The sequence below is a fragment of the Bacillus sp. N447-1 genome (assembly GCF_022701035.1).
GTDB lineage: Bacteria > Bacillota > Bacilli > Bacillales > Bacillaceae_G > Bacillus_A > Bacillus_A cereus.
Genome location: NZ_CP065509.1, coordinates 1,179,087 through 1,205,021 on the forward strand (window position 1 = coordinate 1,179,087; position 25,935 = coordinate 1,205,021).

The following is a 25,935-nucleotide window of genomic DNA, read 5'->3' on the forward strand; positions in this document are numbered from 1 at the left end:
AATGAATGCACTCTTTACTTACATTATTCAAAATCAACATTTGTTTTATATTTTTTTCCGAAAAAACCCAATTTAAAATAGGTTTGCAACGTAAAGAAAGCTAGCCATGCCAGCTTTCTTTACGATCCAATATGCTCTTCCTTATTTACAATAATACCTTTATGGTCGATTTCAAGCTCACATACTTTCATATCTGTAAATACTCTCGCTAATTGCTCAGCGATTTCTTGACGTTTCTCATATGGCGTTAATATAAAAATAGATGGTCCCGCACCGCTAAGTGCTGTACCGTACGCACCAAATTCTTTTGCGCATTTACGAATAGATGGTAATAACGGTACGAGTTCTAAACGATATGGCTCGTGAAAATGGTCTCTCTCCATCATTTCACCTACAACTTCCCACCGCTTTTGACATAATGCAGCTACTAATACGTTACTTATCGCACTAGCTTTAACTGCCTCATGAAACGGAAACATCTTTGGTAATACAGATCGACTTTCATCTGTATTTAATTCTTCATTCGGAATAAGAGAAATTACCCCTAACTCCTTGCTCTCAATTCTTACGACGGAAATATCCTTTCCATCAAGTGCTCCGATTACAGTTCCACCTAATATAGAAGCAGCAACATTATCAGGATGTCCTTCAAAATTTGTAGCAATTTGAACTTTTTGATCAGCAGTTAAGTTCAAATTGCCTAGTTGATTCGCAAGTTCTATCCCAGCTACAATCGCTGATGCACTACTTCCTAGCCCTCTTGTTAATGGGATATTACTAGTAACTTCTATTATATGGGGTGATATAGAAGGACAGACTTTACATGCCGTGCTAACGATTAAATTTTTATCGTCTGTCGGAATTGATTCTTCAAAGGAATGGATTACTTGCCATTTATCAGCTTTTTCTTTAACCACCACATCTAAATACAATGACAAAGCTATTCCAACTGAATCAAATCCAGGACCAACATTTGCCGTACTAGCAGGGACACGAACACTTAATGGTATCACGACATAATCACCCCTTTAATATGATCTTTAATCTGTTCTATATCATTTGACAAACTTGCGATGTCTAGTTGATTTGAAGAAATAGCGATATCAGGATCCTTCAAACCATTTCCAGTTAATACTGCAACAACTGTTTCTCCCTTTTTGATTTTTCCAGATTTAACATGTTTAATTACGCCAGCTAATGAAGCATTTGATCCTGGTTCAGCGAAAACTCCTTCAGTTTTTGCTAATAACCTATACGCATGTAAAATTTCTTCATCTGATACCATATCTATTTCACCACAAGACTGCTCGGCAGCCTCTACTGCATACGACCAACTTGCTGGGTTACCGATGCGAATCGCTGTTGCAATTGTTTCAGGTTCTTCAATTACATGCCCTTTTACAATTGCAGCTGCTCCTTCTGCTTCAAAACCATGAATTCTTGGCTTCTTATAACCTTTTTCTTTCTCATATTCACAGAAACCTTTCCAATATGCTGTAATATTCCCTGCGTTCCCAACAGGGATAGCTAGAACATCTGGTGCATTTTGCAATTGGTCACAAATTTCAAATGCTGCCGTTTTTTGTCCTTCAATTCGATAAGGATTCACTGAATTTACTAATGTAATCGGCTCTTCTGCAGCAATATTTCTTACAGCCTTAAGTGCATCATCGAAATTCCCTTCTATTGAAATAATTTCAGCTCCATAAGCGACCGCTTGCGCTAATTTTCCATGCGCAATCTTTCCTTCAGGGATTACGATTATACATTTCATCCCAAGACGTGCCGCATATGCTGCAGCTGATGCTGATGTATTACCTGTTGATGCACAAATGATTGCTTCTGAACCTTCTTCTTTCGCCTTAGCAACTGCCATCACCATACCACGATCTTTAAAAGAACCTGTCGGATTCGCTCCTTCGTACTTACCATATAGCTGAATCCCTAATTGCTTTGATATATTTAATAACGGAATAAGAGGTGTATTTCCTTCCATTAAACTGACATCAGGTGTGTTTTCATTCACCGGTAAATAAGAAGCATATTGTTTCAATAGTCCTTTATACATATTGTTTTTCCTCCTCAATAATGTAGTAACTGTTTATTTCACTTGCGACAGCTTCTATCGCTCCTAAAACTCGTTCGAATTGATACTTGGAAGTTCGATGTGTCACAACAACAACTTCTGCCAGTTCACGGTTTAAAGGTAATTGAATAACTTCTTTTAAACTTACAGAGTAATTAACGAAACATTCTGTTATTTTTTGTAACATCCCAGGCTCATCTCGTAATGAAATACGCAAGAAATATTTCGAAACTACTTCTTCATCACCTTGTAATTCATAAGGAACTGGTTCTTTTAACGCACTTTTATTTTTCGGCACTTGATTCATATTTTTAACGATGGAAATAATATCACTTACTACAGCAGAACCAGTTGGCAACTTTCCAGCTCCAGGTCCGTAAAACATTACTTCTCCTACTGCTTGACCGTGAACATATACTGCATTAAATTCATTATTCACATTTGATAATGGATGCTGGCTCGGTAAAAGCGTCGGTTCTACACTTAAATGAATGGCTGATCCTTGTTTTTCTGCTTTCCCAATTAACTTCATAGTAAATCCTAACTTTTCAGCCATTTGTAAATCTTCTTTTTCGACCTTTCGAATCCCTCTTACTTGCACATCATCTAATGAAACATTCATCGAAAAACCTAAGTTTGCAAGAATTGCTACCTTTCTCGCCGCATCTAGTCCATCTACATCTGCTGTCGGATCCGATTCTGCAAAACCTAATTTTTGCGCTTCCTGTAAAGCCTCTTCATAAGACCATCCATTTTGACTCATTTTTGTTAACATATAATTTGTTGTACCATTTACAATTCCCATTATTTTTTCAATTTGATCTGATGCTAGCCCGTCAGTTAGTCCTCTTAACACTGGAATACCGCCTGCTACGCTCGCTTCATAACATAAATCACAATCATTATCGTTCGCCAGTTGAAGAAGCTCTGCACCGTATACAGCCATTAAATCTTTATTTGCTGTCACGACATGTTTCTTATTTCGTAAAGCCTTAACAATATGCTGCTTCGCTTCTTCAATTCCGCCCATTACCTCTACTACAATATCAATATTCGAATCATTTAGAACTTCATCTGCATGACTTGTTACTGCAATCCCGTCAATACAAACATCGCGTTCTTTTTCCAAATCACGTACAACGACTGTTTTCACTTTCACTTCGTATCCTGTATCAAGAGCGATTTTTTTATAATGTTCTTTCAAAATATGAACAACACCACTTCCGACCGTACCTAAACCTAATACTCCAACATTTATAACGTTATTCATCTTCTAATCTCCTCCTAAAAGTTTAATTGTTACACCTATAAATCACCTTATTCTGCTTTTTTGTCATGCAGGTGGTGGTTATTTCCGTACTTATAAATCGTTTCATGTTACCGCACCTCCCTTCCAAGTAATAAAAAAAACACACCCATCCCTAGGAAAGGGACGAATGTGTTTTCGTGGTTCCACCCTTGTTCCAATCTAGACGTATTTCTCCCTAGATTGCTCAAGTTCAGATAACGGCTGATACCGTCAATAATTACTAGATTACTCGTTCACTATTGAAGTTCAAAGGTGGTAAAATCATTTCTCGTGTTAGGAAGCTCACACCCTTGGCTTCCCTCTCTGTAAACCGTAAAAATGATTTCTTGTCCTTATCGTTACTTTTTCGTTCATGTTTATTTGTTAACTCATTATACTCGCATAAAAAACAAAATCAATACTATTTTTTAATTATTTTAAATTTTCAATCTCTAAATCCGTAAAAAAACACACTCATCCCTAGGAAAGGGACGAATGTGTTTTCGTGGTTCCACCCTTGTTCCAATCTAGACGTATTTCTCCCTAGATTGCTCAAGTTCAGATAACGGCTGATACCGTCAATAATTACTAGATTACTCGTTCACTATTGAAGTTCAAAGGTGGTAAAACCATTTCTCGTGTTAGGAAGCTCACACCCTTGACTTCCCTCTCTGTAAACCGTAAAAATGATTTCGTGTCCTTATCATTACTTTTTCGTTCATGTCTATTTGTTAACTTATTATAGTTATCAACTTTTTAAAAAGCAAGCCTATTTTTACTAACTATTTTCAAAATAATTTTTTATTATATTTCACAATAGCATTATGCAACTGTCACTCAATTTACCTATTTTGTCATTTCTCCAGTTTATAAATCAACGGTTCATATATAAAGTGAAACTTTAATCAGTGGGGATTTTGTTTATCCCCACTGATTATTAGCCTTCACCAATCGGGCTTTTACGGGCAGTTGATCCCCACCTGACTTCTTTGTTTTCGCTGAATTTTGAGGTAGGGGTCTTACCGCCCGTTAATGCGGGATAAATCCCCCATTCTAAAACCCGTACACATCCGCTCTACAAAGCTATATCAATAAAATTTTCAATACAATCTTTTTGTATAACTTTCTTCTAAAGAACGTGCAACATCTTCTTCTGAAGTATTCACTTTCGCATGCTCCAGCAACATTTTTGCTGCTGAAGGTAACTCTTTTTTATTTAACCAAGATTCTGATTCCCACATCTTAGAACGAATAAACGCTTTTGCACAATGAATGTAACACTCTTCTATTTCAACAACAATTCCAAGTAACGGATTGCGTCCATTCGCCTGCATTTCTTTCAAAATTTCTTCGTCGTTTGTAATATACGCTCGGCCATTTATTCTGAGTGTCTCCCCAAGACCTGGAATAAAAAAGATTAGTCCTACACGTGGATTTGAAATAATATTCAAAATGGAGTCTATACGACGATTTCCTGGTCTTTCTGGAATGATAATTTTATTATTATTGAGTACGTATACAAATCCAGGTGCGTCTCCTCTCGGCGAGGCGTCACACTCCCCCAACTTATTTGCAGTAGATAATACTAGAAAAGGAGATTTAGAAAGGAAATCTACACAATGGTGGTCTAATGATGAAATAACTTTTTTCAATGCTCGCTCACTTGGCTGCCCCAATATTTTTCGTAACTCTTCCTCTGTTGAAATAATCGATTTTATTTCCATACGCTCTATCTTCACTTATAATCGCCCCTTTTTCTTTATTTTCCCAAAATTCAATACGAATATTGTATAATAAAATTTGCAGAAAGGGGAATTAAAATGACAGAGTGGTTAACAATATTTGATTCTGAAAGAAATACACTTGGGAAGAAATTACGCGATGAAGTGCATCGTGACGGTGATTGGCACGAAACATTTCACTGTTGGTTTGTAGAAAAAGATGCTAAAGATATATTCTTATATTTCCAGTTACGCTCTAAAAATAAAAAAGAAGCTCCATGTATATGGGATATTACTTCAGCTGGACATATTATGCATGATGAAGATGTACAAATTGGTGGTCTTCGTGAAATTGAGGAAGAATTAGGGCTTTCCTTTCAAACTAATGATTTAACATACAAGGGAATCTTTAAAATAGATTATGAAATTTCAAATCTTACTGATCGCGAGTTTTGTCATATGTATTTTCACAACGTCATCAATCCACTTCCATTCGCACCAGGTGAAGAAGTAGACGATGTGATGAAAGTACATGCAACTTCTTTTCTACAACTATTAAAAGGAGAGATTTCATCTTTAACGACTATTTCAGTCTTAAACAATACACCGATTACGATAACATTTGAAGATATTTATCCGTATGATCTTGCATACTATGAATTTGTTATAGAGCAAGGAAAAGAATTATTAAAAAATAATAGTTTATAAATAAAATAGGACTCCTAGCATAATATTGCGTAGAGTCCTATTTTTTATTATTGTTCAAGGATTTTTAATCTACTCTCTACTTGTATAAATAAACGAATGATTAATAACAGCATAACCACTATAATCGCTATTATTGTATGTGGATATCTAAACAGTATACTAATAACACTTCCAATTAACATCATGATAAATCCGTTTTGCTTCATCACTTCTGCACTATACCTGTTACCCGCATCCCATAATTCCTTATTTTTCATAGATCGTTTCGTACGATAACCATATGCCGCATTAATATCGGTCGGTGGATTTTTTTGAAGAATAATTGCCGCAAGTATAAAAATAATACCAATCAATATGCTTATTCCTATGTTTACTAGTGCATCAATCAATTATATCCCCCCCTAACTTACACTTTCATTATACGACACAACCCTTATTTTTCCAATTTATAACACATTCACTTTCTTTCTTTTGATGTCTGGAACATACTTGGAAGTGTTACAAAACGTGCCCCTTTCGTTTTTAACTGCGGAATGATTTTGTCTAGTGCATCAACAGATCCTTGTAAATGCCCACCTGGTGTTGAATGTTGGAGGATGACACTTCCAGGAAATGAATTCCCTAACACATTATTTGTAATCGTATCAGCACTCACACCTTTCCAATCAACTGTATCAACACTCCACTGTACAATCATAAAATTTTGCTCTGTGGCCCATTTTAATTGATTTTCAAGTATTTCACCGTATGGCGGACGTATAAACTTCGGTGCATAACCAGCTAAACGATTTAATATTTCTTCCGTTTTTATAATTTGATTACGGTACTCATCCTCATTTACTTTCGCTAAGTTCGGATGACTATACGTATGATTACCAATTACATGCCCTTCATTTGCAATACGCTTTACTATGTTCGGAAATTTTTCTGCGTTTTCACCAAGTAAGAAAAAAGTAGCTTTTACATTATGTTGTTTTAACTTATCTAAAATTTTTGGCGTGAATTCTAAATCTGGTCCATCATCAAATGTAAGAGCGACTTCCGCTTTATTATACGGTCCTGAAAATGCGTACGCATATTTTTCAACCCATGAAAATGGTGTCCACGATCCACGATCATCTGCTTTCATTTGTACTTCATAATTTTGAGGGATATATGCGTATGGCAATGAGTTTATATAGTCTCCATAATAAAATGAGTTATATGGCATATAAGCATACGAAACATCTCGTTCTAGTCCCCATTGATATGGAGCAAACATTTCTGGCGAATAAAAATAATACATGATAAAAAACCTCCCTAAATTTTCATATGTGATTCATCTGCACTTTGTTAGAGAAATTGTTATTCATAAACAAAAATAAGACTGTCCTTAATTAGGAAAGCCTTACTACTTTATATTATTAATAAATTGATGTACTATCTTTTGGCAAAGCTTTCACATGTTTTAAATAGTTCGTCACTTTATCATCCTCATCTTGCGGATATTGATATTCATATGTGTTAGCGATTTCGTTCGCCACTTCCCTAAATAAATCACCCATAACAAAGAATGACTCCCATATATTTTCATATTCTGCATTAGAAAATGTCCTTTTAAATTGCTCCCACATATCTTCTTCAATATATTGCTCGAAATGCTTTCCAAACTTCCCTGTATTAACTGTAAAGTCTGTTTTCATACCAATATGCCATTCTAGCATTACGATGAACATATCTCGCACTGGTCCTTCAAGCATTCCTTTTGCATAAGAAAGTTCCTCTCGCCATAACCCTTTTGCGATATTCGTACTACACCACCAAAATTCATTACAACAATCTAAAAACTCTTTTTCTGTAGGCTTTTTTATTAAGTAATCCTTATCGCTTGCTGGCGGGAATTCTTCCAGACAATTATCTTTATCAAGAAGCAGTTTACTTAAACTATCTTGTCCAACGAACTTTTTTATTAACTCAACTGGAACTAGCGTTAAATCAATCCGATTCCCATCCATGAACTGCATTAAATATGGAAACTTCCCGTCTTCATCCGGTGGAACTAACAACATTTCTTCTGGCATTTGTACAATCATTATTTCTCCAAATCTATGAATCCAATTATGATTAGACGTAAAAGATTGTATATCATTTACAACATACATAATATCATAGTCTTGAAAACAATCTCTTTTCACATTTGGATTTACACGCGATCCATTCATGATGACAGCTCGAATTCTTTCATCCTCTATTGCTGTATTTATAATTAAATCTAACATTTCTTTTTCAGTTCTCATCTACTTATAGCCTCCAATTTTTTAATATACAATATAGTGTTATGTATATTGGAGGTCCACGAGCTAGTCTCGTTATACACGCTACACGTTATAATTTTTGAAACTTCTTTTTCATTCCTTTTCCCTCCTTACATCACTCTTTTACAACTGCCATTCCTTTCAATTTACCAATGCTTTCTACCATTCACTTTTAATTATACCGAAAATTCTGTCTTGAATAAAAAAAATAAAGAAGGGACATCTACCCCTTATAGAATAGATATCCCTTCTTTTAAAGTTAAATTTAATTCCTATGGATTAGTAGACCAAAGCCCAGCAGATTTAATAAATGTACGTTTATTTAATTTCAGCTGCGCTACGATAAATTCTGCAATATCTTCTGCTTGCATTACTTTATCAGGGTTTCCATCAGTTAATCCTAAATCTACAGCCATATCAGTTGCTACTGTACTTGGAGTTAAAGCTGTTACACGAATGTTATGTTTGCGAACTTCCATCGCTAACGATTCTGTTAAGCCAAGGACACCAAATTTAGAAGCACTATATGCACTTGTTACAGGTGCGCCTTTTTGTCCTGCTGTAGATGAAATGTTAATGATATCACCAGATTGTTGTTCAATCATGCTCGGTAAAGCTGCACGAGTTGCATAGTATACACCCATTAAGTTTACTTGAATGATTTTTTCCCAATCAGCAACGTCTAGTTCTAAAAACTTACCGAATTTAGAAATACCAGCGTTATTAATTAAAATATCGATAGATCCTAAACCATTTTTTAACGTTTCAATCGCAGTTGTTACTTCTTCGTATGAAGAAACATCAGCAGTTGCAATAACAGCTTTTACACCTTCTGCTTCTACTTCTTTCGCTACAGCTTTTAAGTTTTCTTCTGAACGAGCTAATAAGCCTACATTTACGCCTTCTTTCGCTAATGCGATTGCTACAGCGCGACCAATCCCTCTACCTGCTCCTGTAATTAAAGCATTTTTACCTTGTAATAATTCTGCCAAGTATAACACTCCTTAATCATCTCAGTTATGTATTATATTAAAATTGTATCTATGTTTATGTAAAAAGGCAATGATGCACTTTCATGTGCGTAGGTTACTTGTAGGTAACTATAGAAAGGTTTTATTTATAAGTTTCATTTTTTTACCATTATTCATGTAAAATAAAAACAAATCCAGCATAGGAGAGTGTATGAGTATGAAAAGAAAAAATGGTTCTTGTTACTAACTGCAGTCGGACTATGTATCATATTGTTTGCACTGTACTTTATATTTGGTAACCCACTAAATTATAAAGTAATAGAAAAGATACTAGCCATTATCTCCATATTAAAAAGGTTATAAGCAAGAAGAAATACAAAACATAACCGGAAAATATACTCCCTTTATAATATTGGCTATTATGCAACAGTAGTATATAAAGACGAACCATATTTCACCTACTCTTATACATACGATGATAATAAAAAAATAATACAAGACAACGGTATTTTAGGAAGACATACTGAGTCATTTGAACATCTTAATTTAAACTGGTCGTTGTTTGACCAGTTAGTAGATGGTATTCATACAAACTTGCAAGGAATAGGTTTAAGAGAAAAGAAAGATTATTCTATACGATACGTTCAATTCATTGATATAGATGACGATAAAAACGGTGTGGAAGCATACGTTGACTTTAAGAAAGATAAAGAATCCGATTACTCATATCGTATGAATAGCGAAGGAAAAGCTTATCAATATAATTGCAGTAACGGTAAATGCATTTTTAAAGAGAAATAGTGTTAGAAGGTTCTCCTTCTAACACTATTTCTCTTCATGATTTGGCATACGCACAATAAATTCAGTACCTTTTCCTTCCTCACTCTCAACTTTTATTTCCACATGATGAAGGTCGAGTACTTTCTTTACAATAGCTAAACCTAAGCCACTTCCTCCATAGGCACGATTTCGTGAAGAATCCGCTTTATAAAAACGCTCAAAAATATGTTGTTTCTGTTCTTCTGATATACCAATTCCTGAATCACGGATACGCACTTCCACTACTGTCTCATGTTCCTTTAACTGAATAGTAATCGTACCACCGCTTGGAGTAAATTTAATACTATTATGAATTAAATTAATCCACACTTGACTCATACTTTCTTGGTCAGCAATAACATATACTTTTTCTAAATCTAGTTCTAACTCAATTTCTTTTTCAGCCCAGAGTGGTTCACTATTTAACACAATTTGCTTTAATTGTTGATCTAATCGATAGCTCACTCTTTCTGGTGTATACTCTTCTGATTCTAAAAGAGTTAGCTTTAGTAAATTTTGACTTAGTTTAGATAATCTCGTTGTTTCAGTTTCAATAATGGTCAGATAATGCTTTCTTTTTTCCTCAGAAAGATTATCGTCTTGTAGTGCTCTAGCAAATCCTTTTATAGAAGTTAACGGTGACTGTATTTCATGAGAAACATTCGATACAAACTCTTGTCTCATTTTCTCCATCGTATTCAGTTCATCTGTCATATCATTTATACTTTTTACGAGCACGCCAATTTCACCATCATACTTTTCTTCATTTCTTATTTTTACGGAGAAGTCTCCTTTTGCAATTTTTTGTATCGGTTCAATAATAGTCCAAATCATCGCCTCTCGTTTTGGTCTCATTAATATTCCAATCAATGTCCAAATAAGAATAATAAAGACAAAACCGACCATATCACTAATTAGAAAGGCAACAAACGGCGATACGTTTACGTCAAAAGCATTCAATAAACTAGTTGCTACATAAAATGCGATAGACCAAATGACAGTAAGAAAAGAAAAGAGCGCTAATACCGCTCCAAATACTTTCAGCATCTTCAACTTACTCATTCGTTTTCTTTTTCTCATTTACTTACCTCTAAGCGATACCCTAATCCTCTTATTGTTTTAATACTAAATTTCGACTGCTCTTCTTGAAACTTCTCACGTAATCGATTAATATGAACGTCTAGTGTACGTTCATTCCCTTCAAAATCATATCCCCATATTTCTTCAATTAATTGCTCTCTCGAACAAGTTCTTCCCGATTTAGACCCTAAAGTAAAGAGCAGCTCAAATTCTTTTAACGGTAACGTAACCGTTTGTTCTCCACATGTAACTTCGAATGTTTTACGATTTAATAATACATTTCCAACTTGAATCGATTGCGAAACTGTAATTTGGTAACGTTTCAATAATGCTTTTACTCTCACTACTAGTTCTATAGGATCAAATGGTTTTACAAGATAATCATCTGTCCCAAGGTGAAATCCTTTTACTTTTTGTGATGTTTCTCCTTTGGCAGTTAGCATCAGAACCGGGATATCATAGTATTTTCTTAATTCAAAACATACATCAAATCCATCCATATTTGGCATCATGATATCAAGAATAACCATATCGACTTTTACGTCATCCATTTTCTGAAGTGCATCTACTCCATCAATTGCCTCATATGTTTGAAAACCTTCTCGTTCTAAAAATACAGAAACGAGTTCTCTAATGTGTGGATCGTCGTCTACTATTAAAATTTTAGGTATCAAAGGAACCATTTCCTTTCTACTTAGCATCTAATATATTTTTTAAAAATGAATCATCAGTGGAGTAAAATCCCACTGATGATTCATTTTATAATGCACCCTCTTTAATTTTCAATTGCTGCGTTGCAAACTCACGATACATGTCATGTGTACGTAATAATTCATCATGCGTACCACTACCTGTAAGATTCCCTTTTTCAATAAAGATAATTTTATCTGCATCTACAACAGTAGAAAGTCTATGTGCAATCACTAATGTTGTTCTGCCTTTCATTAAGTTATTTAATGCTTTTTGAACGACAGACTCAGATTTACTATCTAAGCTTGAAGTTGCCTCATCGAGCATAAGAATTTGCGGATTTCGAAGTAACGCTCGGGCAATAGCAATTCGCTGTCTTTGTCCTCCAGAAAGCTTCACACCGCGTTCTCCAACTTCTGTTGCATAACCGTTTGGTAAGTCATGAATAAACGCATCAACATATGCCATTGCAGCTACTTTTTCAATTTCTTCATCCGTTACTTCGCCCTCAACGCCGTAACAAATATTATCACGAATCGTTCCATCAATTAACGGACTATCTTGTGATACGTAACCGATTTGACGTCGCCATGACTCTAATGAATAACTCGTAATTGATTCTTTTCCTAATTTAATGGCACCACTAGTTGGCTCATAAAAACGTTCCAGTAATGAGAATAACGTTGTTTTCCCACTACCACTTGGTCCTACAATTGCTGTCACTTTTCCAGATTCAATTGTGAAATCAATATTTTTCAAAACTTGCTCTTCTTCGTTATACTCAAAATGTACATTTTCAAGAACAATCGGTTGCTTAGCATTTGTCACTTTCACACCAGTTTCATGATCTTCTACTTCATATTCTAAAATCGTACTAATTCTTTCCGTTGCACCAATTGCCTTTTGGAATTGTGTAAAGAACATAGATAATTGACTCATCGGCATTACAATTTGAACTAAATACAAAATAAACGCTACAAGTTCACCGGTTGTTAATGCACCGCTAGAAACTCGCATCCCGCCATATCCTACGATAATAACAAGTAGTGCCATTAAAACAAACGACATAACTGGCGAAATTAATGCTTGCACTTTCCCTTCTTTCAAACCAAATTGTAATAACTTTTGTATACCTGTGTTACCCGTTTCATATTCTCTTTTTTCTGTATTTGAAGATTTCACTAAACGAATTTCTGATAACACTTGCGTTAACACACTTGTAAAAGATGCCGTTTCATCTTGAAGCGCTTTTGAAATCTTATACATTTTTCGTCCAAGTGGAACTAAAATTAATACAGACAACGGAATAACCGTTAAAAGTAACGCAGTCATTTTCCAATCTAAAACAAATAATACAATTAACGATCCAACAATTGAAATACCACCTGTTAATAAGTTTGACAAATGCTCAGAAATTAACGTTTTCACTACACCTGTATCATTCGTCATACGGCTAATTGTATCACCTGTTCTATTTTGATCGTAATAAGATACCGGCAAGATAAGTACCTTTTTCCACAAACGTTCTCTTAGTCCCGCTACAATCTTCTGCCCAATATAATTTAGTAAATATATAGACAACCCTGCCGCAATAGTTTGCATTACAAAGAAAGCAACTAATCCAACAATTTGTCCTGCACTAATTGAAGAAAGCGAAAAATTATCTACTAATCCTTTTGTAAGCATAGGAATAAATAAACTCGCTCCCGTAGAAAGCAAACTCATTAATAACGCAAAAACTAAAATTCCTTTCGGAGGATTTGTATCTTGAATAAGGCGTAAAAACTGCCTCCAACTCCCTTTTTTCTTCATTTCATTTCTAACTTCCATTCCTGTTCATCTCCTCGTGTTAAACAAAACTGTTCTTTCTAAAATTAGAATACGATACAAATGTAAACTGAATGTAAACACACTTTTTCTATTTTTACAAAATATACATAAAAACTCATCTTTACAACAGATATAAACATCTGATATTATTACCTGGTACTTAATATTATTCTATGTAAATTATAGATAAATAATTTACAACACGATATAAATCTCCAGTTAGTGAAAGGAGTATCCTTTTTGCAAAAAAATATACATTCTGAAAAGGAAACAATTATTTTTATTCATGGATTAGTTGGCAATCGTCGCGCCTTCAAAAAAGAGCAAAAACGATTTTCTGCCTCCTACAACATTATAACTTATGACTTATTAGGTCACGGTGATGATAAAGGAGAAGCAATCGACTTTTCATTACAGCGCCTCGTAGATCAATTATTAAACTTATATGAACAAGAAGGTATTAAAAAAGCACATATTTGTGCGCTAAGTTACGGCTGTTACATCTCTACAATTTTTGCACAAATGCATCCAGAAAAAGTATTAAGTATTTGTCATATTGGAGGACATTACAATAACCCTTCTCGTTTATATAATGTATTTCAAAATTTTTGGGAGAAGCGAGGAGATGAATACTCTAAATGGCTTTCTCAATACGCAAATACTATTTTTCCAAGCGGTATACTAAAAGCAAATCCGTTCGCAGTCATTTCAAGAAATATTTACTACCGTTTCGGATTACAATTACATTCATCCATAATTGCCCAGTCATTACGACATCGGTTAGAATTCGATTTAAAATCTAAATTAAAATCACTTCCTCACCCTATACTATGGGTAATGGGAGAGCATGATCATCTCTATAAATCTTGCCTATTTGATTTAAAATCTATTTTACCCAACGTTTTATATAAGGAAATACCTTTAGCAGGACATGCAGCGAACTTATTTCGTCCTAACTATTTCCATGACTTATATGATCGATTTTTAAATGGAAAGTTAAAATAAAAACTATTACACTTCCAATTTATTTAACTATAAAAAGGCTTCCCAAGTTTCCTTGGAAAGCCTTTTCTCTATACGAAAAGTATATAAAACTACTTTTTCTTAGTATGCTTTTGTGTAACCTAAAAGGTGCTTGCTCCAGTAAGAGTTGCTTACTGAACTAATACGTACGCCAGTTTCAGTTGTTTCAGCACTAATGAACTGTCCGTTTCCTAAGTAAACACCCATGTGAGAAGGTCCTGGTTTATAAGTGTTTTGGAAGTATACTAAATCACCTGGTTGTGGATTGCTAGTTTTTGTTTTAGAGCTCCAGTATCCAGCAACTGTTTGACGTTTGCCTTCATGACCAGTTTTATTTAATACGTAGTGAATGAATCCACTGCAGTCAAAACCAGCAGGTGTTGTACCAGAAGGTCTGTATGGTGAACCATTTAATGATCTAGCGAATCCAGCGATTGAAGATGTATTTCCACCTGTTGTTGGTTGTTGAACGTTATTTGTAACGTTGTTTACTCCACCTTTTACAAACTTAACGAAGTCTGCACTTACGTAACCTGTGCGGCCGTTATGGTTAATTTTGTACCAACCATTTTCAGCGCCAGTAACGTTTAATACTTTACCATTTGTTACTCCACCGATTACAGCGTTGTATGTAGCTGGGCCTGTACGTACTTTTAAAGCACCAGTGTTAACAACATAAGAACCACCAGTTTGAACCGTTGTAGTATTGTTGTTTGTAGTTGGTTGTTTTGTTTCGTTAGATACAGCAGAACCACCTTTTGTTACGAAGTCTTTGCTTACGTATCCAGTTCCACCATTGAAGTTGATTTTAAACCAATCTTGTACTTCACCTACAACTTGTACTGTTTTACCTTTGTTTACAGAACCTAATACTGTATGAGATGTACTTGGGCCTGTACGTACGTTAAGTGAAGAAACGTTTACTGTGTAAGTACCTGTTCCTTGTTGAACAGTCGTTTCTGTTTTGCCACCAGTCGTTACGAAGTCACCACTTACATAACCTGTTTGACCATTTACGTTTACTTTGAACCAACCATTTTCTTGTCCAACTACTTGTAGCACTTGGCCTGATTTCACTTTAGAAATAACGTTATGTCCTGTACCAGCACCTGAACGAACATTTAATACATCAGCAGTTACTGTGTATTTTAATTCAGAAGTTGTTTCTACAGTTTTTGTTTCAGTTACAGTCGTTTGAGTTTGAGTTTGTCCATTAATTTCTTTTAGCGCTTCATTTGAAACTTGTGCATGAGCAGAATCCATTCCTGGAACTGCAACGCCAGCTACAGAAGCTGCTGCTAAACCTGCAATTACTTTTTTCATAAGTTGTCTTTACTTCCTTTCCCTACTATCCTCTTAAAAAAAAACTTAAAACTTTAATACTTTACAATATTATCAAAGTAAAATATTCATCCAGTTCCATTTTTTAGCAAGAGTTTTATTTTTCACACGTAGTTCATTTTAAATGAACAAAGTGAAATCCGTGTGAACTTCATGTGAACTTTATCATTAAACATAGTGTTTTTGCAATGGTTTTTCAAATTTCTTATATATCACATAAAAATTCGACATTCTATTTAATATTTTAATATAAAATATCCCTTTTCTATCTATTATAAAAATTCTATTAACCTAATACAAACTCAAGTATGTATTTCCTTATAAAGCTCCTTACATAAAGTATACTTTCATCATGACAAAATCACTCTATTTATCAATAGTATAATATTTTTAGAAAACTAAATTTCTATACTATCTACAATTTTGAAATAATTTGACGAATTGTAAGATTTATTTCACAAAAGCCATTTCTCCTTTAAAGAAAACACACACTATACCAACTGTTCTCTTTTTCCGATAATGGAATTTATAGGATGTTTATAGTATTATATACATATCTTAATAAAAAAGAATTTTAGCGAACTGATTAAAGTTTCATTTTATAAAATGAAACTTTAATCGGTAAGGGTTTTATACATCCTCCGCTAATTTTTAACCCTCACCACTCGGGCTGCCCGTTAATGCGGATTTTTATTGGAATAAAAAGAGGAGGCATATTTGTGAGAAATATAATAGATGATCCAATACAAAAAAATATAGAGCTATACTATGCTTTTATTCAATTCGTTTCAATGATAACATTACAAAAAGTATCAGCTATTGAAACACGTAAAAATGAATTAAAAAATCAGATGAAAAATGCCGGACAAAAAAACCCTTATTACGTATAAAAAAAGGTGAACAGGTTATATTCCTGTTCACCTTTTTAAATTATTTATAAATTTTCACACGGTCCTCTAGCGGTTGGAATTCTTTTTCACCAGCATGTACTACCGGTTTACCAAATGGCATTTGCGCAATAAGTTTCCAATTCTCTGGAACATCCCACTCTTTTCTCACTTCTTCATCAATCAGCGGATTGTAATGCTGTAACGTAGCACCAAACCCTTCAATTTCTAAAGCTGTCCAAATTGCAAATTGTAACATTCCTGATGATTGCTGAGACCAAGTTGGGAAATTATCTTTATATAATGCAAAGTTAGCTTGAAGGCTTTCCACTACTTCACTGTCTTCAAAATATAAAACCGTTCCATAACCACTTTTAAATGCATTCATTTTTTCTTCAGTAGGTGCAAAGCTATTTTCAGGTACAATTTTTCGTAACGTTTCTTTCGTAATATCCCATAATTTATCATGTTGTTCTCCTAATAAAACAACAACGCGAGCACTTTGAGAATTAAAAGCTGAAGGTGTATGTTTTACAGCATGATAAATCACTTCTTGAATTTTCTCATCAGAAACTACTTGCTCTTTACTAATTGCATAAATAGATCTTCTGTCTTCAATTGCTGAGTAAAAATCTTTTGCCATCATAATTCCCTCCAATTTTCAATTGAGGCTATTTCATATGTATATATCATATTACGCCCCCTCAAACTTATTATTAATAAGCTTATAACTTTATAATATCACAGCAACAAATAAACTCAAATGATAACACTTGTATTTAGAGCCTTTTTCCTTTTTAAAATGAAAATAAAAAGACTGTTTGTTGTTATCTAAAATTAGTAACAACAAACAGTCTTACTTATGTAGCGATCTAGATTCGTATTTTACTTACTTAATTAACTAATCCAAATGCATACGACATTAACTTATTTGTCTCTGTAAAACGTTTTGTTTTACTTGATGTCCCCATGACCACTGTAATAATTCGATTATCGCCTTGCTTTGCAGTCCCAGTAAAACAGTATCCTGCACTATCTGTAAATCCAGTCTTTAGTCCGTCCATTCCTTCTATATATAAACTTTTATTATTTTTATTTAACATGTCGTTTGTGCTTATAACATTAATATTATTAAATGCTAGCTGACTTTGACGTAAGTGAGTCACTTCTAATATTTCCGGATAATCTTTTATAAGATGATATGCCAATTGTGCTACATCACCAGCCGTCATTTTTGTTTCACTTCCATCTGGCTCTTGTAATCCAGAAGCATTTGCAAATTTAGCATGTTCCGACATTTTTAACTGTTTCGCTTTTGCATCCATAAGCTGAACGAAATCTTTCTCCGATTTTGCCATATGTTCTGCTAAAGCCACAGCTGAATTATTAGCTGACTCAATCATTAATGCATGATATAAATCTTTAACAGTTAATGTGTCATTAACTTGTACTGGGATTCTCGCTCCCTCTGTTTGTGCCGCCTTCGCACTTATTTTCACTGGATCTTCCCAGCGAACTTTCCCGTTATGTATACTCTCTAGTAGAAGATACGCTGTCATCATCTTAGACATACTAGCCGGTGCAAAAGCTTCATTTTCATTATATTGATAAATAATATCTCCATCACTCGCATCGATAATCATAGCTGCTTTTGCGTTAATTTCTGGTGGGATGTACTTTGGCGGGACTACTTTTTCAGTAAATCCTGCTTTAGGTAGTTCTGCCACTTGCAAAGGTTGTCCCTCTACATTCGCTACGCTCTTTTGATTTCCTTGGAATAAGAACCAACATATCCCTAAAATAATGACTAATAGGACTGTCATCCTTCCCCATTTTAACCGATTCATTTCAAAACTCCTTTAGCAAACCTTTTATACACTCACATTTAACCTTATCAACAATTCCTTTATACAGTCAAGGTAAAAGGTATATTTATTCATAGTACAGCAATGATTATTTTAATTTATTTATGTTAAACTTACAATATTGAAACGTAAGAATATTTAATAATAAAATCTCGTAAATAAAGCGAAACTTTAATCAGCCCCACCAATCAGGCTACCCGTCAAATAGCGAGATAAACTATTTAATAGAAGGGATTCATACAAATGCTACTTCCAAAATCATTAAAATACGGAGACACAGTTGGGATTTACTCCCCTTCTTCACCAGTAACCTACACTTCTCCAAAAAGATTTGAACGAGCAAAATCTTACTTACAACAGAAAGGGTTTCATATATTAGAAGGTTCATTAACAGGTCGATATGATTTTTATCGTTCTGGTAGTATACAAGAGCGTGCTGAGGAGCTAAATGTCTTAATAAGAAATCCTAATATTTCTTGTATTATGTCAACAATTGGTGGGATGAATTCAAATTCAATATTACCTTATATTGATTATGATGCTTTTCTAAAGAACCCTAAAATAATGATTGGGTATTCAGATGCAACTGCTTTATTACTAGCAATTTACACCAAAACAGGAATCCCTACATTTTATGGACCAGCTCTCGTCCCTTCCTTTGGCGAATTTGAACCTTTTGTTGATTGCACATACAAATATTTCGCTGAAACTTTACTACATGATCATTCTCTTCCTTATCATATAAAACAACCATTATTTTGGTCAGATGAATTTATTAATTGGGAAGAAAAGACAAAGGAGAAAGAACTCCGACCAAACGATTGGATTTCAGTAATTGATGGAAAAGCTACTGGGCGTATTATTGGCGGGAATTTAAACACGATACAAGGAATTTGGGGTAGCCCCTATATGCCACATATTCAAGAAGGCGACATTCTCTTCATTGAGGACAGTTCAAAAGATGCAGCTACTATTGAAAGAAGCTTTTCATTACTTAAAATTAACGATGTATTCGATAAAATTTCAGGTATCATTCTTGGAAAACATGAGCAATTTGATGATTGTGGTACAAATCGAAAACCTTTTGAAATACTACTAGAAGTACTTCAAAATCAAAGAATTCCTTTTCTAGCTGACTTCGATTGTTGTCATACACATCCAATGATTACCATGCCTATCGGTGTTCAAGTAGAGTTGGATGCAACAAATAAAACGATACACATTGTAGAACCTTGGAAAAAATGAATGCATAGCTTCTATTGTTTTACAATAAAAGCCATGATACTATATAATTTGGAATGTGAAAGATTAAACAAAATATGTTCCAATATCTAACACTAGAAAAATTAGGTATAAATATATATTTATATGCAAAAGAGAGTGAATAAATGAAACCAACTATTAAAAATTACGTATTTTTACATGTAGCTTTTTTGATATATTCTATCATTATGGTTTACATGAAATGGGCAGCTAAATTCCCCATTGCTTCCATCTCATTTTTTGTTGCTTATTTCGGATTAGTTATACTTTTATTCGGATATGCAATTTTATGGCAACAAGTAATTAAACATTTCGAAATTTCAAAAGCATATTCACATCGCGGGATTATTATACTGTGGTCAATGCTTTGGTCAGTATTTCTATTTGGAGATACGATTCAGTGGAATCATTTACTTGGTGCAGCTATTATTATCGTCGGAATTGTGGTGGTGACAAAAGATGAATAGTTATATGTTATTATTTATTTTCGGGATAATTTTAGCTAATTACTCACAAATATTATTAAAAAAAGCTACTTTGCAACAATACGATTCTAGAATAAAAGAATATGTGAATCCTTATGTTATTATCGGCTACTCTTTATTTGTAATTAACGCCGGATTAAATGTTATCGCCATGAAGGGCATGGCATTAAAACAAGCATCAGCATTAGAATCCTTAAGTTATATCATCATATTAATTTTCGGTTGGTATTTCCTGGGAGAAAAAATAACGAAACGTAAACTCATCGGCAACATGATTATTATCGTTGGTGTAATCGTTTATTGTATCCAATAGTAAAAAGCTCCGTTTATCACAAACGGAGCTTTTTACTATTGACCTAAATTTTGCACTTTATCTTTCAAATCTCGAACTTGATCTACCGTCTGCATAAGCTCGGAGTTTTTAAATTGCTCTACATCCACTTTTCCTTCTTCTATCTTTGTCATCGCCGTATCAATTAACGCATTTAACTTTTCGTTATATCCGACGATTTGTTGATGAATATCCTTTGCTACATCAGGTGGCGTTAATTCATTGAATGCGGGTATATCTTGTTTAATTTCACTAAGCTTCGTTTCTAATTCTTTTCGAGCCTCGCTATCATTAACGGCCTTTTCTGCTAATGCTGGTGCATCATTTGCAAATGCACTTATTTCATTTACATAGTCTGTCGCCTTTTGAGCATAATCTATGGAGTTCTTTCCTTCTTCCACTATTGAACATCCCATTAAACCAATTGAAACTATAAATACTAATAAAATTGATTTTATTTTCATTTTAGACCCCCTTCGTCTTTATCATTGTCTGTAATTTTCTCTATACATAACTTCTAGCTAAATTGTTTATAACCTTTTTCAAATAGCTATTTATCCTCTTACATGCCCTATTATCGTTACAACATCTATTTCTATATGTACGCTTATAATATCTTCAATTATATCCATATATCCTTGTCCTATAGCTGTTCCATAGTGTAATGTAAGCCCCTTCTTTTCATACACTGACTTTGGCACTGAAAAAATAAATCTCCTCAAGTTTCTTTCATCAGCTGGTTCCATAATTAAAACAATCCCATCCTCATCAAACATATACGCTCGCCCTCCAACTTTACATTCACTATGGCTCAGTATTGCCTTGGTCAGCAAAATTTAAAACATAATAAGTTAAGATACACTCTGCTCTATCATAAAGTGAAACTTTAATTAGCCCTCACCAGTCGAATCTTTATCGGCAAATAGCGGGATAAAAATAAAAAGCATTCATTCTTTTTTGTTAAGAATGAATGCTTTTTAAAAAATCAATTTCTAGCTCTAGCATCTTTTTTTGACGAGGTTTTACTTTCCTTACGGGAATTCCAGCGTAAATATACCAATCATCTAAACTCTCTTTTACCATACTCATCGCGCCGACTGCCGTACCTTCTCCTACAATTACATTTGGAAAAATAATAGAATTGGCACCAATAATCACATGTTTTTTTAAAATAACTTTTTCTGCTTTCACATTCCTATATTGATTCGGGACGGTTGGCCCCATTAATGTATTTCCACTGAAATCATCAAGTACTGCATATACGATTGTTTTAGCTGAGATGTTTGCAAAATCATGCATTTCAATCCCAACTTCCCCTCCATATAACGCTGTATACGCTGATATGTGCGAATAACTTCCAATTGTGATTTTACCACTTAAAATGCAAAAATCATCAATTCTTACATGATTGCCAACTGATATAGCACTCGGATTATATATACTTGCTTTTTTACTAACCAATACATTTTTCCCAACAGATAAAAATCCAATTTGCTTTAGTTCTTCTTGACTATAAAAACTATTCATCTACCGACACCACCCTCTGCTCTAAACAGATTACAATTTGCTCTACTAGTTCTTTCGTCATTCCTTCCCATAAAGGTAAACTTACGATTCGTTTTGCTATTTTATTCGTCTTTGTTAAATCTGTAGACTTATAGTTTTTAAAAAGAACTTGTTGGTGGCAAGATGGTGAAAAGTATAATCTAGCTTCTATTTTCTGTTTTTTCAGTTCTTCTATTACTTGTATGTTGCGAACTTCTTCTGGACAAATGATAGGCATAAATTGGTGAATAACTGCTTCTGTCTTTTGGACTTTCCACCCTTTTTTCATTAACCCAGTATTTTGTAACAACTGTTTATACCATTCAGAAATACGGCTGCGTTCTTTTAATTTTTGATCCCACTTTTTTATAGTCGCAATCCCAATAGCGGCTGCGTATTCAGACAGTTTACAATTAAACCCCATCATCGTGCATTCACGATTTTTATCAAATCCGAAATTCCCCATTCTTTTAATATGTTGTATATCTTCTTCGTTTTTACTATATATGAGCCCTCCTTCACCAATTCCGAAAGGCTTTGTTGCATGAAAGCTATATACGATCATTCCACTAAAATCTTGACCGTAATGCATCCCTCCATTCATTAAACCAAATCCCGGCGCCGCATCTACGACAACCGGAATCCCCTTCTTCTCTAATTCTTCATATTTTTCTAAGTTCATCCATGATCCAAAAGTGGCGTACGGGATAACAATCGCAACCTCTTCTTTTAATTCTTCTATCTTATCCAAAAGTACGGTTTTATCCATATACCAATCATCTATTGAAATATCAATAAAGTACGGTTCCAATCCACACCAAATAGCGGCTAAGGCAGTCGCAGGGAATGTAAAACTAGGCATGAGAGCATACTTTCCCTTTCTTCTTTTCTTTAGTTGAATAGCCGCCATTAACCCTAACGTTGCGTTTGCTACTGTTGTAACAGCTCCCCTGTTTTGAAAAAATGACGACATAATTGTTTCCTCAAAACGTTGATTTATAGGTCCATAATTCGTATATATGTGAGATGTATCAATTTCCTTCAATTCGTCCAAATACTCACTTACAGGTACAGTTGAAGCACGTAAAAAAGGAATATTCTCCATATCTATCTATTCCTTCCTATCATTTTCGTACAATATAGAGCATATCTGTTTCAGATAATCCAAATTTCCTAGCACCTTTCATTCCTTGTTTTTCCGCTATGTTATATAATTCTACCTTAAATCCTGCATTCATTAATCGTTGAATAAATCCCGATTGATTGTAAATTCTCACATGATCTTCTTGACCAAAAGCTAATTTCCTCAATTGTGGTGTTACAATTAATTCATTCTCTATAATAAAATCTACATTCATTACGATCGGTACTTGAATAATTCCCCATCCATTTGGCTTTAACACTCTATATAACTCTCGCATTGCTTTGTCATCATCAGGAACGTGTTCTAACACATGGCTACATAATATTACATCAAAAGTATTACTATCATATGTAATCCTTGTAACATCAATTTCCTTCATTAATGGATCCTTTGGTTCTAAGTCACCACATACATACGTAATATTTTTATACTCGTTAAACCAATCTCTTAACTTCGCTTCAGGTGCAATATGAAGCATTGTATAGTTTCTATTTAACAAGTCCGTTTCCGTTTCAATGTACGCACGATACAATCTTTCACGATCCATCGAATTGCAAACTGGACATATCCCTGTATCTTTATTCCACATCTCAAATTTATATTTCGGAAAATCATAATGCGCTGGCCAAGGTGAAAATTTTTCAAATTGTTGATTGCAATATTGACAATAACAAGATTCTTTCTCAAACATATGAGCAACTAACTTGTTTAACCCTTTTTTTATCTTTTCATTATAAATTTGATCTAGTTCGCCATTTCTTACTGCATCCTTAACTATAAATCCCGCATTTTCTAAACAATAAGATAAACTCTCTTTATACTCACTTTCGGAGCTTAAAAATCCACTATTATATGCATCTATAATTAATTCAATCCACTCTTCAATTGTCATTAAAATAAAATGCATTTGTTTTTGATTTTGTCCACTATGTTGTCTAAAATAACTAAGAGGTTCTTGCATATAAACTACTTTTCCTTTCCTCATCATATCTAGCCAAGTTGCAATGTCATTAATAGCAGAATAAGCCTTTCCTTTAAAATATCCAAACTTCCCGTCAAACAAATCCCGATTAAACAAAACAGTTGTCGGCTCACCAACTACATTTTTTAAGTTTTTTAACATATAATTTCCTAATTCTTTTCCTTCAAAAAGTGTAGTTTCTTTCGCGATTTTCATATTTAATGTTGAAGGTGGTAATATCTCTCCATTCTCATCAATCAGTTCACGATATGACGTCACAAATGAAATATTTTCTAACGTCAAAAAGTATTTCATCATTCTCTCGATCTTTTCATGATGAAATAAATCATCATCTAATAAAAAGTTTATATAGTCCCCATTCGCAAGTTCTACACACTTATTAAAGTTTTCGGCAACTAACGGCGTTTCATTTTTAACATATGTAATACACTCATATTCACGTAAGTACGGTTGAATCATAGCATTGACTTCATTATTTGTACTATCGTCAGAAATAATAATTTCAATATTTTCATATGTTTGATTCAAAGCGCTGTTGAGTGCTAATTCCAAGTAATAAGGTCTATTGTATGCAGGAATAAGTATACTTACTTTCGGTAATGAAGAATTATTATTTATATGTTGTTTTTCTTTTCTATGTTTATTTTCTTCGCTCTAATTTTTTGGTAATAGTCTAATGTATATAATATCGATGATGGAACTATCCTTCTTGCATAATCTAGAAAATTAGTTATCGCTTTGTCTAACTCTTTTTCGGTGGATAAGAAACCATATTGTTCTCCTGCTATAATACTGTGTGAAAAATCTTCTAACCCATCCATCATTTTATTAGATTCATTTAACTGTTGATCTGGATGTAATCGAAAGTAACTCAGTGTCTCTGCTATATATACTGCTTTTCCTTTACTTAATAAAGATAACCATGAAGCTATATCTACGTTACATAAATACCGCCTCTTATCAAAAATCCCATATGGTTCTTGTAAATCATTTTTACGAAATAAAACTGTTGTCGGTTCTCCAATATAATTTTTTTGATCCACAATTACCTTATTTCCTAATTCTGTTCCCTCTATAATGGTATCCTCTTCAAATAAACGGACAGTCGAATAAATATGTCGCAGTTCTTTCCCTTTATCATCAATGACTTGACGATGAGATGTTACAAGCTTAATTTCATTATCTAAATCATTGAAAAAATACTTCATCATTTTTTCAATTTTATTCACATGAAATACATCATCATCCATTAAAAAATTTATATATTCACCGTTCGCTTCATTAAATAACATTAGCGCATTTTCAAATTGTCCGAGAGTTGATCTATTTTTTATATAAATAATATTTGAATGATCACATAAGTATTTTTGTAACACTTTTTCTGTTTCATCATTCGTGCTGTCATCTCCAACTATAATTTCTATATTAGGGTACGTTTGTTCTAACACACTACATAACGCCTTTTCAAAGTAAAGAGGACGATTGTACGTAGGAATTAATACACTTACCAACGGAAGTTGCTCTACCATTTCTTCAGTTCTTTCAATACGAGTTCTCATTTTAACTCTCTCACCTCTTCGCA

The 25,935-nt window shown here is 33.9% G+C and carries 24 protein-coding genes, 2 pseudogenes and 2 other annotated features; of the genes and pseudogenes, 7 read left to right on the top strand and 19 right to left on the bottom strand.

Annotated features, from left to right (window positions below):
* Positions 1-119: 119 nt before the first annotated feature.
* From thrB to IQ781_RS05900, 4 genes are all read right to left on the bottom strand, one after another.
* The gene (gene thrB, locus IQ781_RS05885) at positions 120-1,013 is read right to left on the bottom strand and encodes a homoserine kinase (RefSeq protein WP_000612682.1); all 894 of its coding nucleotides are present in this window, start codon (positions 1,011-1,013) and stop codon (positions 120-122) included.
* A complete protein-coding gene (thrC, locus tag IQ781_RS05890) occupies positions 1,010-2,068 on the bottom strand; it encodes a threonine synthase (protein WP_000276434.1) in 1,059 nt (352 codons plus the stop codon). The genes thrB and thrC overlap by 4 nt, the downstream gene beginning before the upstream one ends.
* Positions 2,061-3,356 (bottom strand): homoserine dehydrogenase, encoded by a 1,296-nt coding sequence (locus tag IQ781_RS05895; protein WP_016124457.1) that lies wholly within the window; start codon positions 3,354-3,356, stop codon positions 2,061-2,063. The genes thrC and IQ781_RS05895 overlap by 8 nt, the downstream gene beginning before the upstream one ends.
* Before the next feature lie 155 nt (positions 3,357-3,511).
* Positions 3,512-3,743 (bottom strand) — a binding site (T-box leader).
* A gap of 115 nt (positions 3,744-3,858) precedes the next feature.
* Positions 3,859-4,090 (bottom strand) — a binding site (T-box leader).
* A 384-nt stretch (positions 4,091-4,474) separates the two neighbouring features.
* Positions 4,475-5,113 (bottom strand): pyridoxamine 5'-phosphate oxidase family protein, encoded by a 639-nt coding sequence (locus IQ781_RS05900; RefSeq protein ID WP_065223528.1) that lies wholly within the window; start codon positions 5,111-5,113, stop codon positions 4,475-4,477.
* A gap of 81 nt (positions 5,114-5,194) precedes the next feature.
* On the opposite strand from IQ781_RS05900, the gene IQ781_RS05905 reads away from it, so the two are divergent.
* Positions 5,195-5,803: an NUDIX hydrolase gene (locus IQ781_RS05905; protein ID WP_000141376.1), complete on the top strand. Its 609-nt coding sequence runs from the start codon at positions 5,195-5,197 to the stop codon at positions 5,801-5,803.
* 47 nt (positions 5,804-5,850) lie between these two features.
* Here IQ781_RS05905 and IQ781_RS05910 read toward each other — a convergent pair whose 3' ends face one another.
* From IQ781_RS05910 to IQ781_RS05925, 4 genes are all read right to left on the bottom strand, one after another.
* Positions 5,851-6,189 carry an SdpI family protein gene (locus tag IQ781_RS05910; RefSeq protein ID WP_025118474.1) on the bottom strand — a complete coding sequence of 113 codons (339 nt, stop codon included), beginning with the start codon at positions 6,187-6,189 and terminating at the stop codon, positions 5,851-5,853.
* Positions 6,190-6,260: 71 nt separating this feature from the next.
* Positions 6,261-7,088, bottom strand: a complete 828-nt coding sequence (locus IQ781_RS05915; protein WP_000291199.1) for a peptidoglycan-N-acetylglucosamine deacetylase — start codon at positions 7,086-7,088, stop codon at positions 6,261-6,263.
* 118 nt (positions 7,089-7,206) lie between these two features.
* Positions 7,207-8,079 carry an aminoglycoside 6-adenylyltransferase gene (locus IQ781_RS05920; protein WP_001258500.1) on the bottom strand — a complete coding sequence of 291 codons (873 nt, stop codon included), beginning with the start codon at positions 8,077-8,079 and terminating at the stop codon, positions 7,207-7,209.
* A gap of 290 nt (positions 8,080-8,369) precedes the next feature.
* A complete protein-coding gene (locus IQ781_RS05925) occupies positions 8,370-9,089 on the bottom strand; it encodes a 3-ketoacyl-ACP reductase (protein WP_000818985.1) in 720 nt (239 codons plus the stop codon).
* Positions 9,090-9,305: 216 nt separating this feature from the next.
* Between IQ781_RS05925 and IQ781_RS05930 the strand changes: the two are divergent.
* Positions 9,306-9,869, top strand: a pseudogene (locus IQ781_RS05930) (DUF3139 domain-containing protein).
* Between the two features lie 24 nt (positions 9,870-9,893).
* On the opposite strand, the gene hitS reads toward IQ781_RS05930, so the two are convergent.
* The 3 genes from hitS to IQ781_RS05945 all read right to left on the bottom strand — a co-directional run bounded on the left by hitS (position 9,894) and on the right by IQ781_RS05945 (position 13,487).
* Positions 9,894-10,967 carry an envelope stress sensor histidine kinase HitS gene (hitS, locus tag IQ781_RS05935; RefSeq protein WP_139256975.1) on the bottom strand — a complete coding sequence of 358 codons (1,074 nt, stop codon included), beginning with the start codon at positions 10,965-10,967 and terminating at the stop codon, positions 9,894-9,896.
* Positions 10,964-11,641 (bottom strand): envelope stress response regulator transcription factor HitR, encoded by a 678-nt coding sequence (gene hitR / locus IQ781_RS05940; RefSeq protein WP_025710347.1) that lies wholly within the window; start codon positions 11,639-11,641, stop codon positions 10,964-10,966. The genes hitS and hitR overlap by 4 nt, the downstream gene beginning before the upstream one ends.
* A gap of 85 nt (positions 11,642-11,726) precedes the next feature.
* The gene (locus IQ781_RS05945) at positions 11,727-13,487 is read right to left on the bottom strand and encodes an ABC transporter ATP-binding protein (RefSeq protein ID WP_065382156.1); all 1,761 of its coding nucleotides are present in this window, start codon (positions 13,485-13,487) and stop codon (positions 11,727-11,729) included.
* Between the two features lie 240 nt (positions 13,488-13,727).
* Between IQ781_RS05945 and IQ781_RS05950 the strand changes: the two genes are divergently transcribed.
* Positions 13,728-14,492, top strand: a complete 765-nt coding sequence (locus tag IQ781_RS05950) for an alpha/beta fold hydrolase (protein WP_100650816.1) — start codon at positions 13,728-13,730, stop codon at positions 14,490-14,492.
* 99 nt (positions 14,493-14,591) lie between these two features.
* Here the strand turns inward: IQ781_RS05950 and entFM are convergent, their stop codons facing one another.
* Positions 14,592-15,833: an enterotoxin EntFM gene (gene entFM, locus IQ781_RS05955; RefSeq protein WP_242808250.1), complete on the bottom strand. Its 1,242-nt coding sequence runs from the start codon at positions 15,831-15,833 to the stop codon at positions 14,592-14,594.
* A gap of 737 nt (positions 15,834-16,570) precedes the next feature.
* Here entFM and IQ781_RS05960 point away from each other — a divergent pair.
* Positions 16,571-16,741 (top strand): hypothetical protein, encoded by a 171-nt coding sequence (locus tag IQ781_RS05960; RefSeq protein WP_001244279.1) that lies wholly within the window; start codon positions 16,571-16,573, stop codon positions 16,739-16,741.
* 40 nt (positions 16,742-16,781) lie between these two features.
* Here IQ781_RS05960 and IQ781_RS05965 read toward each other — a convergent pair whose 3' ends face one another.
* Both IQ781_RS05965 and IQ781_RS05970 read right to left on the bottom strand, forming a co-directional pair.
* Positions 16,782-17,384 carry a nitroreductase family protein gene (locus tag IQ781_RS05965; protein ID WP_171287435.1) on the bottom strand — a complete coding sequence of 201 codons (603 nt, stop codon included), beginning with the start codon at positions 17,382-17,384 and terminating at the stop codon, positions 16,782-16,784.
* A 247-nt stretch (positions 17,385-17,631) separates the two neighbouring features.
* Positions 17,632-18,585, bottom strand: a complete 954-nt coding sequence (locus IQ781_RS05970; RefSeq protein ID WP_017656797.1) for a D-alanyl-D-alanine carboxypeptidase family protein — start codon at positions 18,583-18,585, stop codon at positions 17,632-17,634.
* Positions 18,586-18,846: 261 nt separating this feature from the next.
* On the opposite strand from IQ781_RS05970, the gene IQ781_RS05975 reads away from it, so the two are divergent.
* The 3 genes from IQ781_RS05975 (at position 18,847) to IQ781_RS05985 (ending at position 20,664) form a co-directional block, all read left to right on the top strand.
* The gene (locus IQ781_RS05975; protein ID WP_100650812.1) at positions 18,847-19,848 is read left to right on the top strand and encodes a S66 family peptidase; all 1,002 of its coding nucleotides are present in this window, start codon (positions 18,847-18,849) and stop codon (positions 19,846-19,848) included.
* 143 nt (positions 19,849-19,991) lie between these two features.
* Positions 19,992-20,333: an EamA family transporter gene (locus IQ781_RS05980; RefSeq protein ID WP_000805125.1), complete on the top strand. Its 342-nt coding sequence runs from the start codon at positions 19,992-19,994 to the stop codon at positions 20,331-20,333.
* Positions 20,326-20,664: an EamA family transporter gene (locus tag IQ781_RS05985; RefSeq protein WP_001089868.1), complete on the top strand. Its 339-nt coding sequence runs from the start codon at positions 20,326-20,328 to the stop codon at positions 20,662-20,664. Before IQ781_RS05980 ends, IQ781_RS05985 begins: the two co-directional genes overlap by 8 nt.
* 35 nt (positions 20,665-20,699) lie before the next feature.
* On the opposite strand, the gene IQ781_RS05990 is transcribed toward IQ781_RS05985, so the two are convergent.
* The 5 genes and pseudogenes from IQ781_RS05990 to IQ781_RS06010 form a co-directional block, all read right to left on the bottom strand.
* Complete coding sequence (locus tag IQ781_RS05990) at positions 20,700-21,146, bottom strand: DUF6376 family protein (RefSeq protein ID WP_000695199.1); 447 nt, start codon at positions 21,144-21,146, stop codon at positions 20,700-20,702.
* A gap of 90 nt (positions 21,147-21,236) precedes the next feature.
* On the bottom strand, positions 21,237-21,458 hold the full coding sequence (locus IQ781_RS05995) for a hypothetical protein (protein ID WP_000459099.1): 222 nt from the start codon (positions 21,456-21,458) through the stop codon (positions 21,237-21,239).
* Positions 21,459-21,642: 184 nt separating this feature from the next.
* Entirely contained in the window at positions 21,643-22,209 is a 567-nt protein-coding gene (locus tag IQ781_RS06000; RefSeq protein WP_001084193.1) for an acyltransferase, read from the bottom strand.
* Positions 22,202-23,332, bottom strand: a complete 1,131-nt coding sequence (locus tag IQ781_RS06005; protein WP_242808251.1) for a DegT/DnrJ/EryC1/StrS aminotransferase family protein — start codon at positions 23,330-23,332, stop codon at positions 22,202-22,204. The genes IQ781_RS06000 and IQ781_RS06005 overlap by 8 nt, the downstream gene beginning before the upstream one ends.
* 19 nt (positions 23,333-23,351) lie before the next feature.
* A pseudogene (locus tag IQ781_RS06010) lies at positions 23,352-25,912 on the bottom strand (glycosyltransferase).
* Positions 25,913-25,935 lie beyond the last annotated feature (23 nt).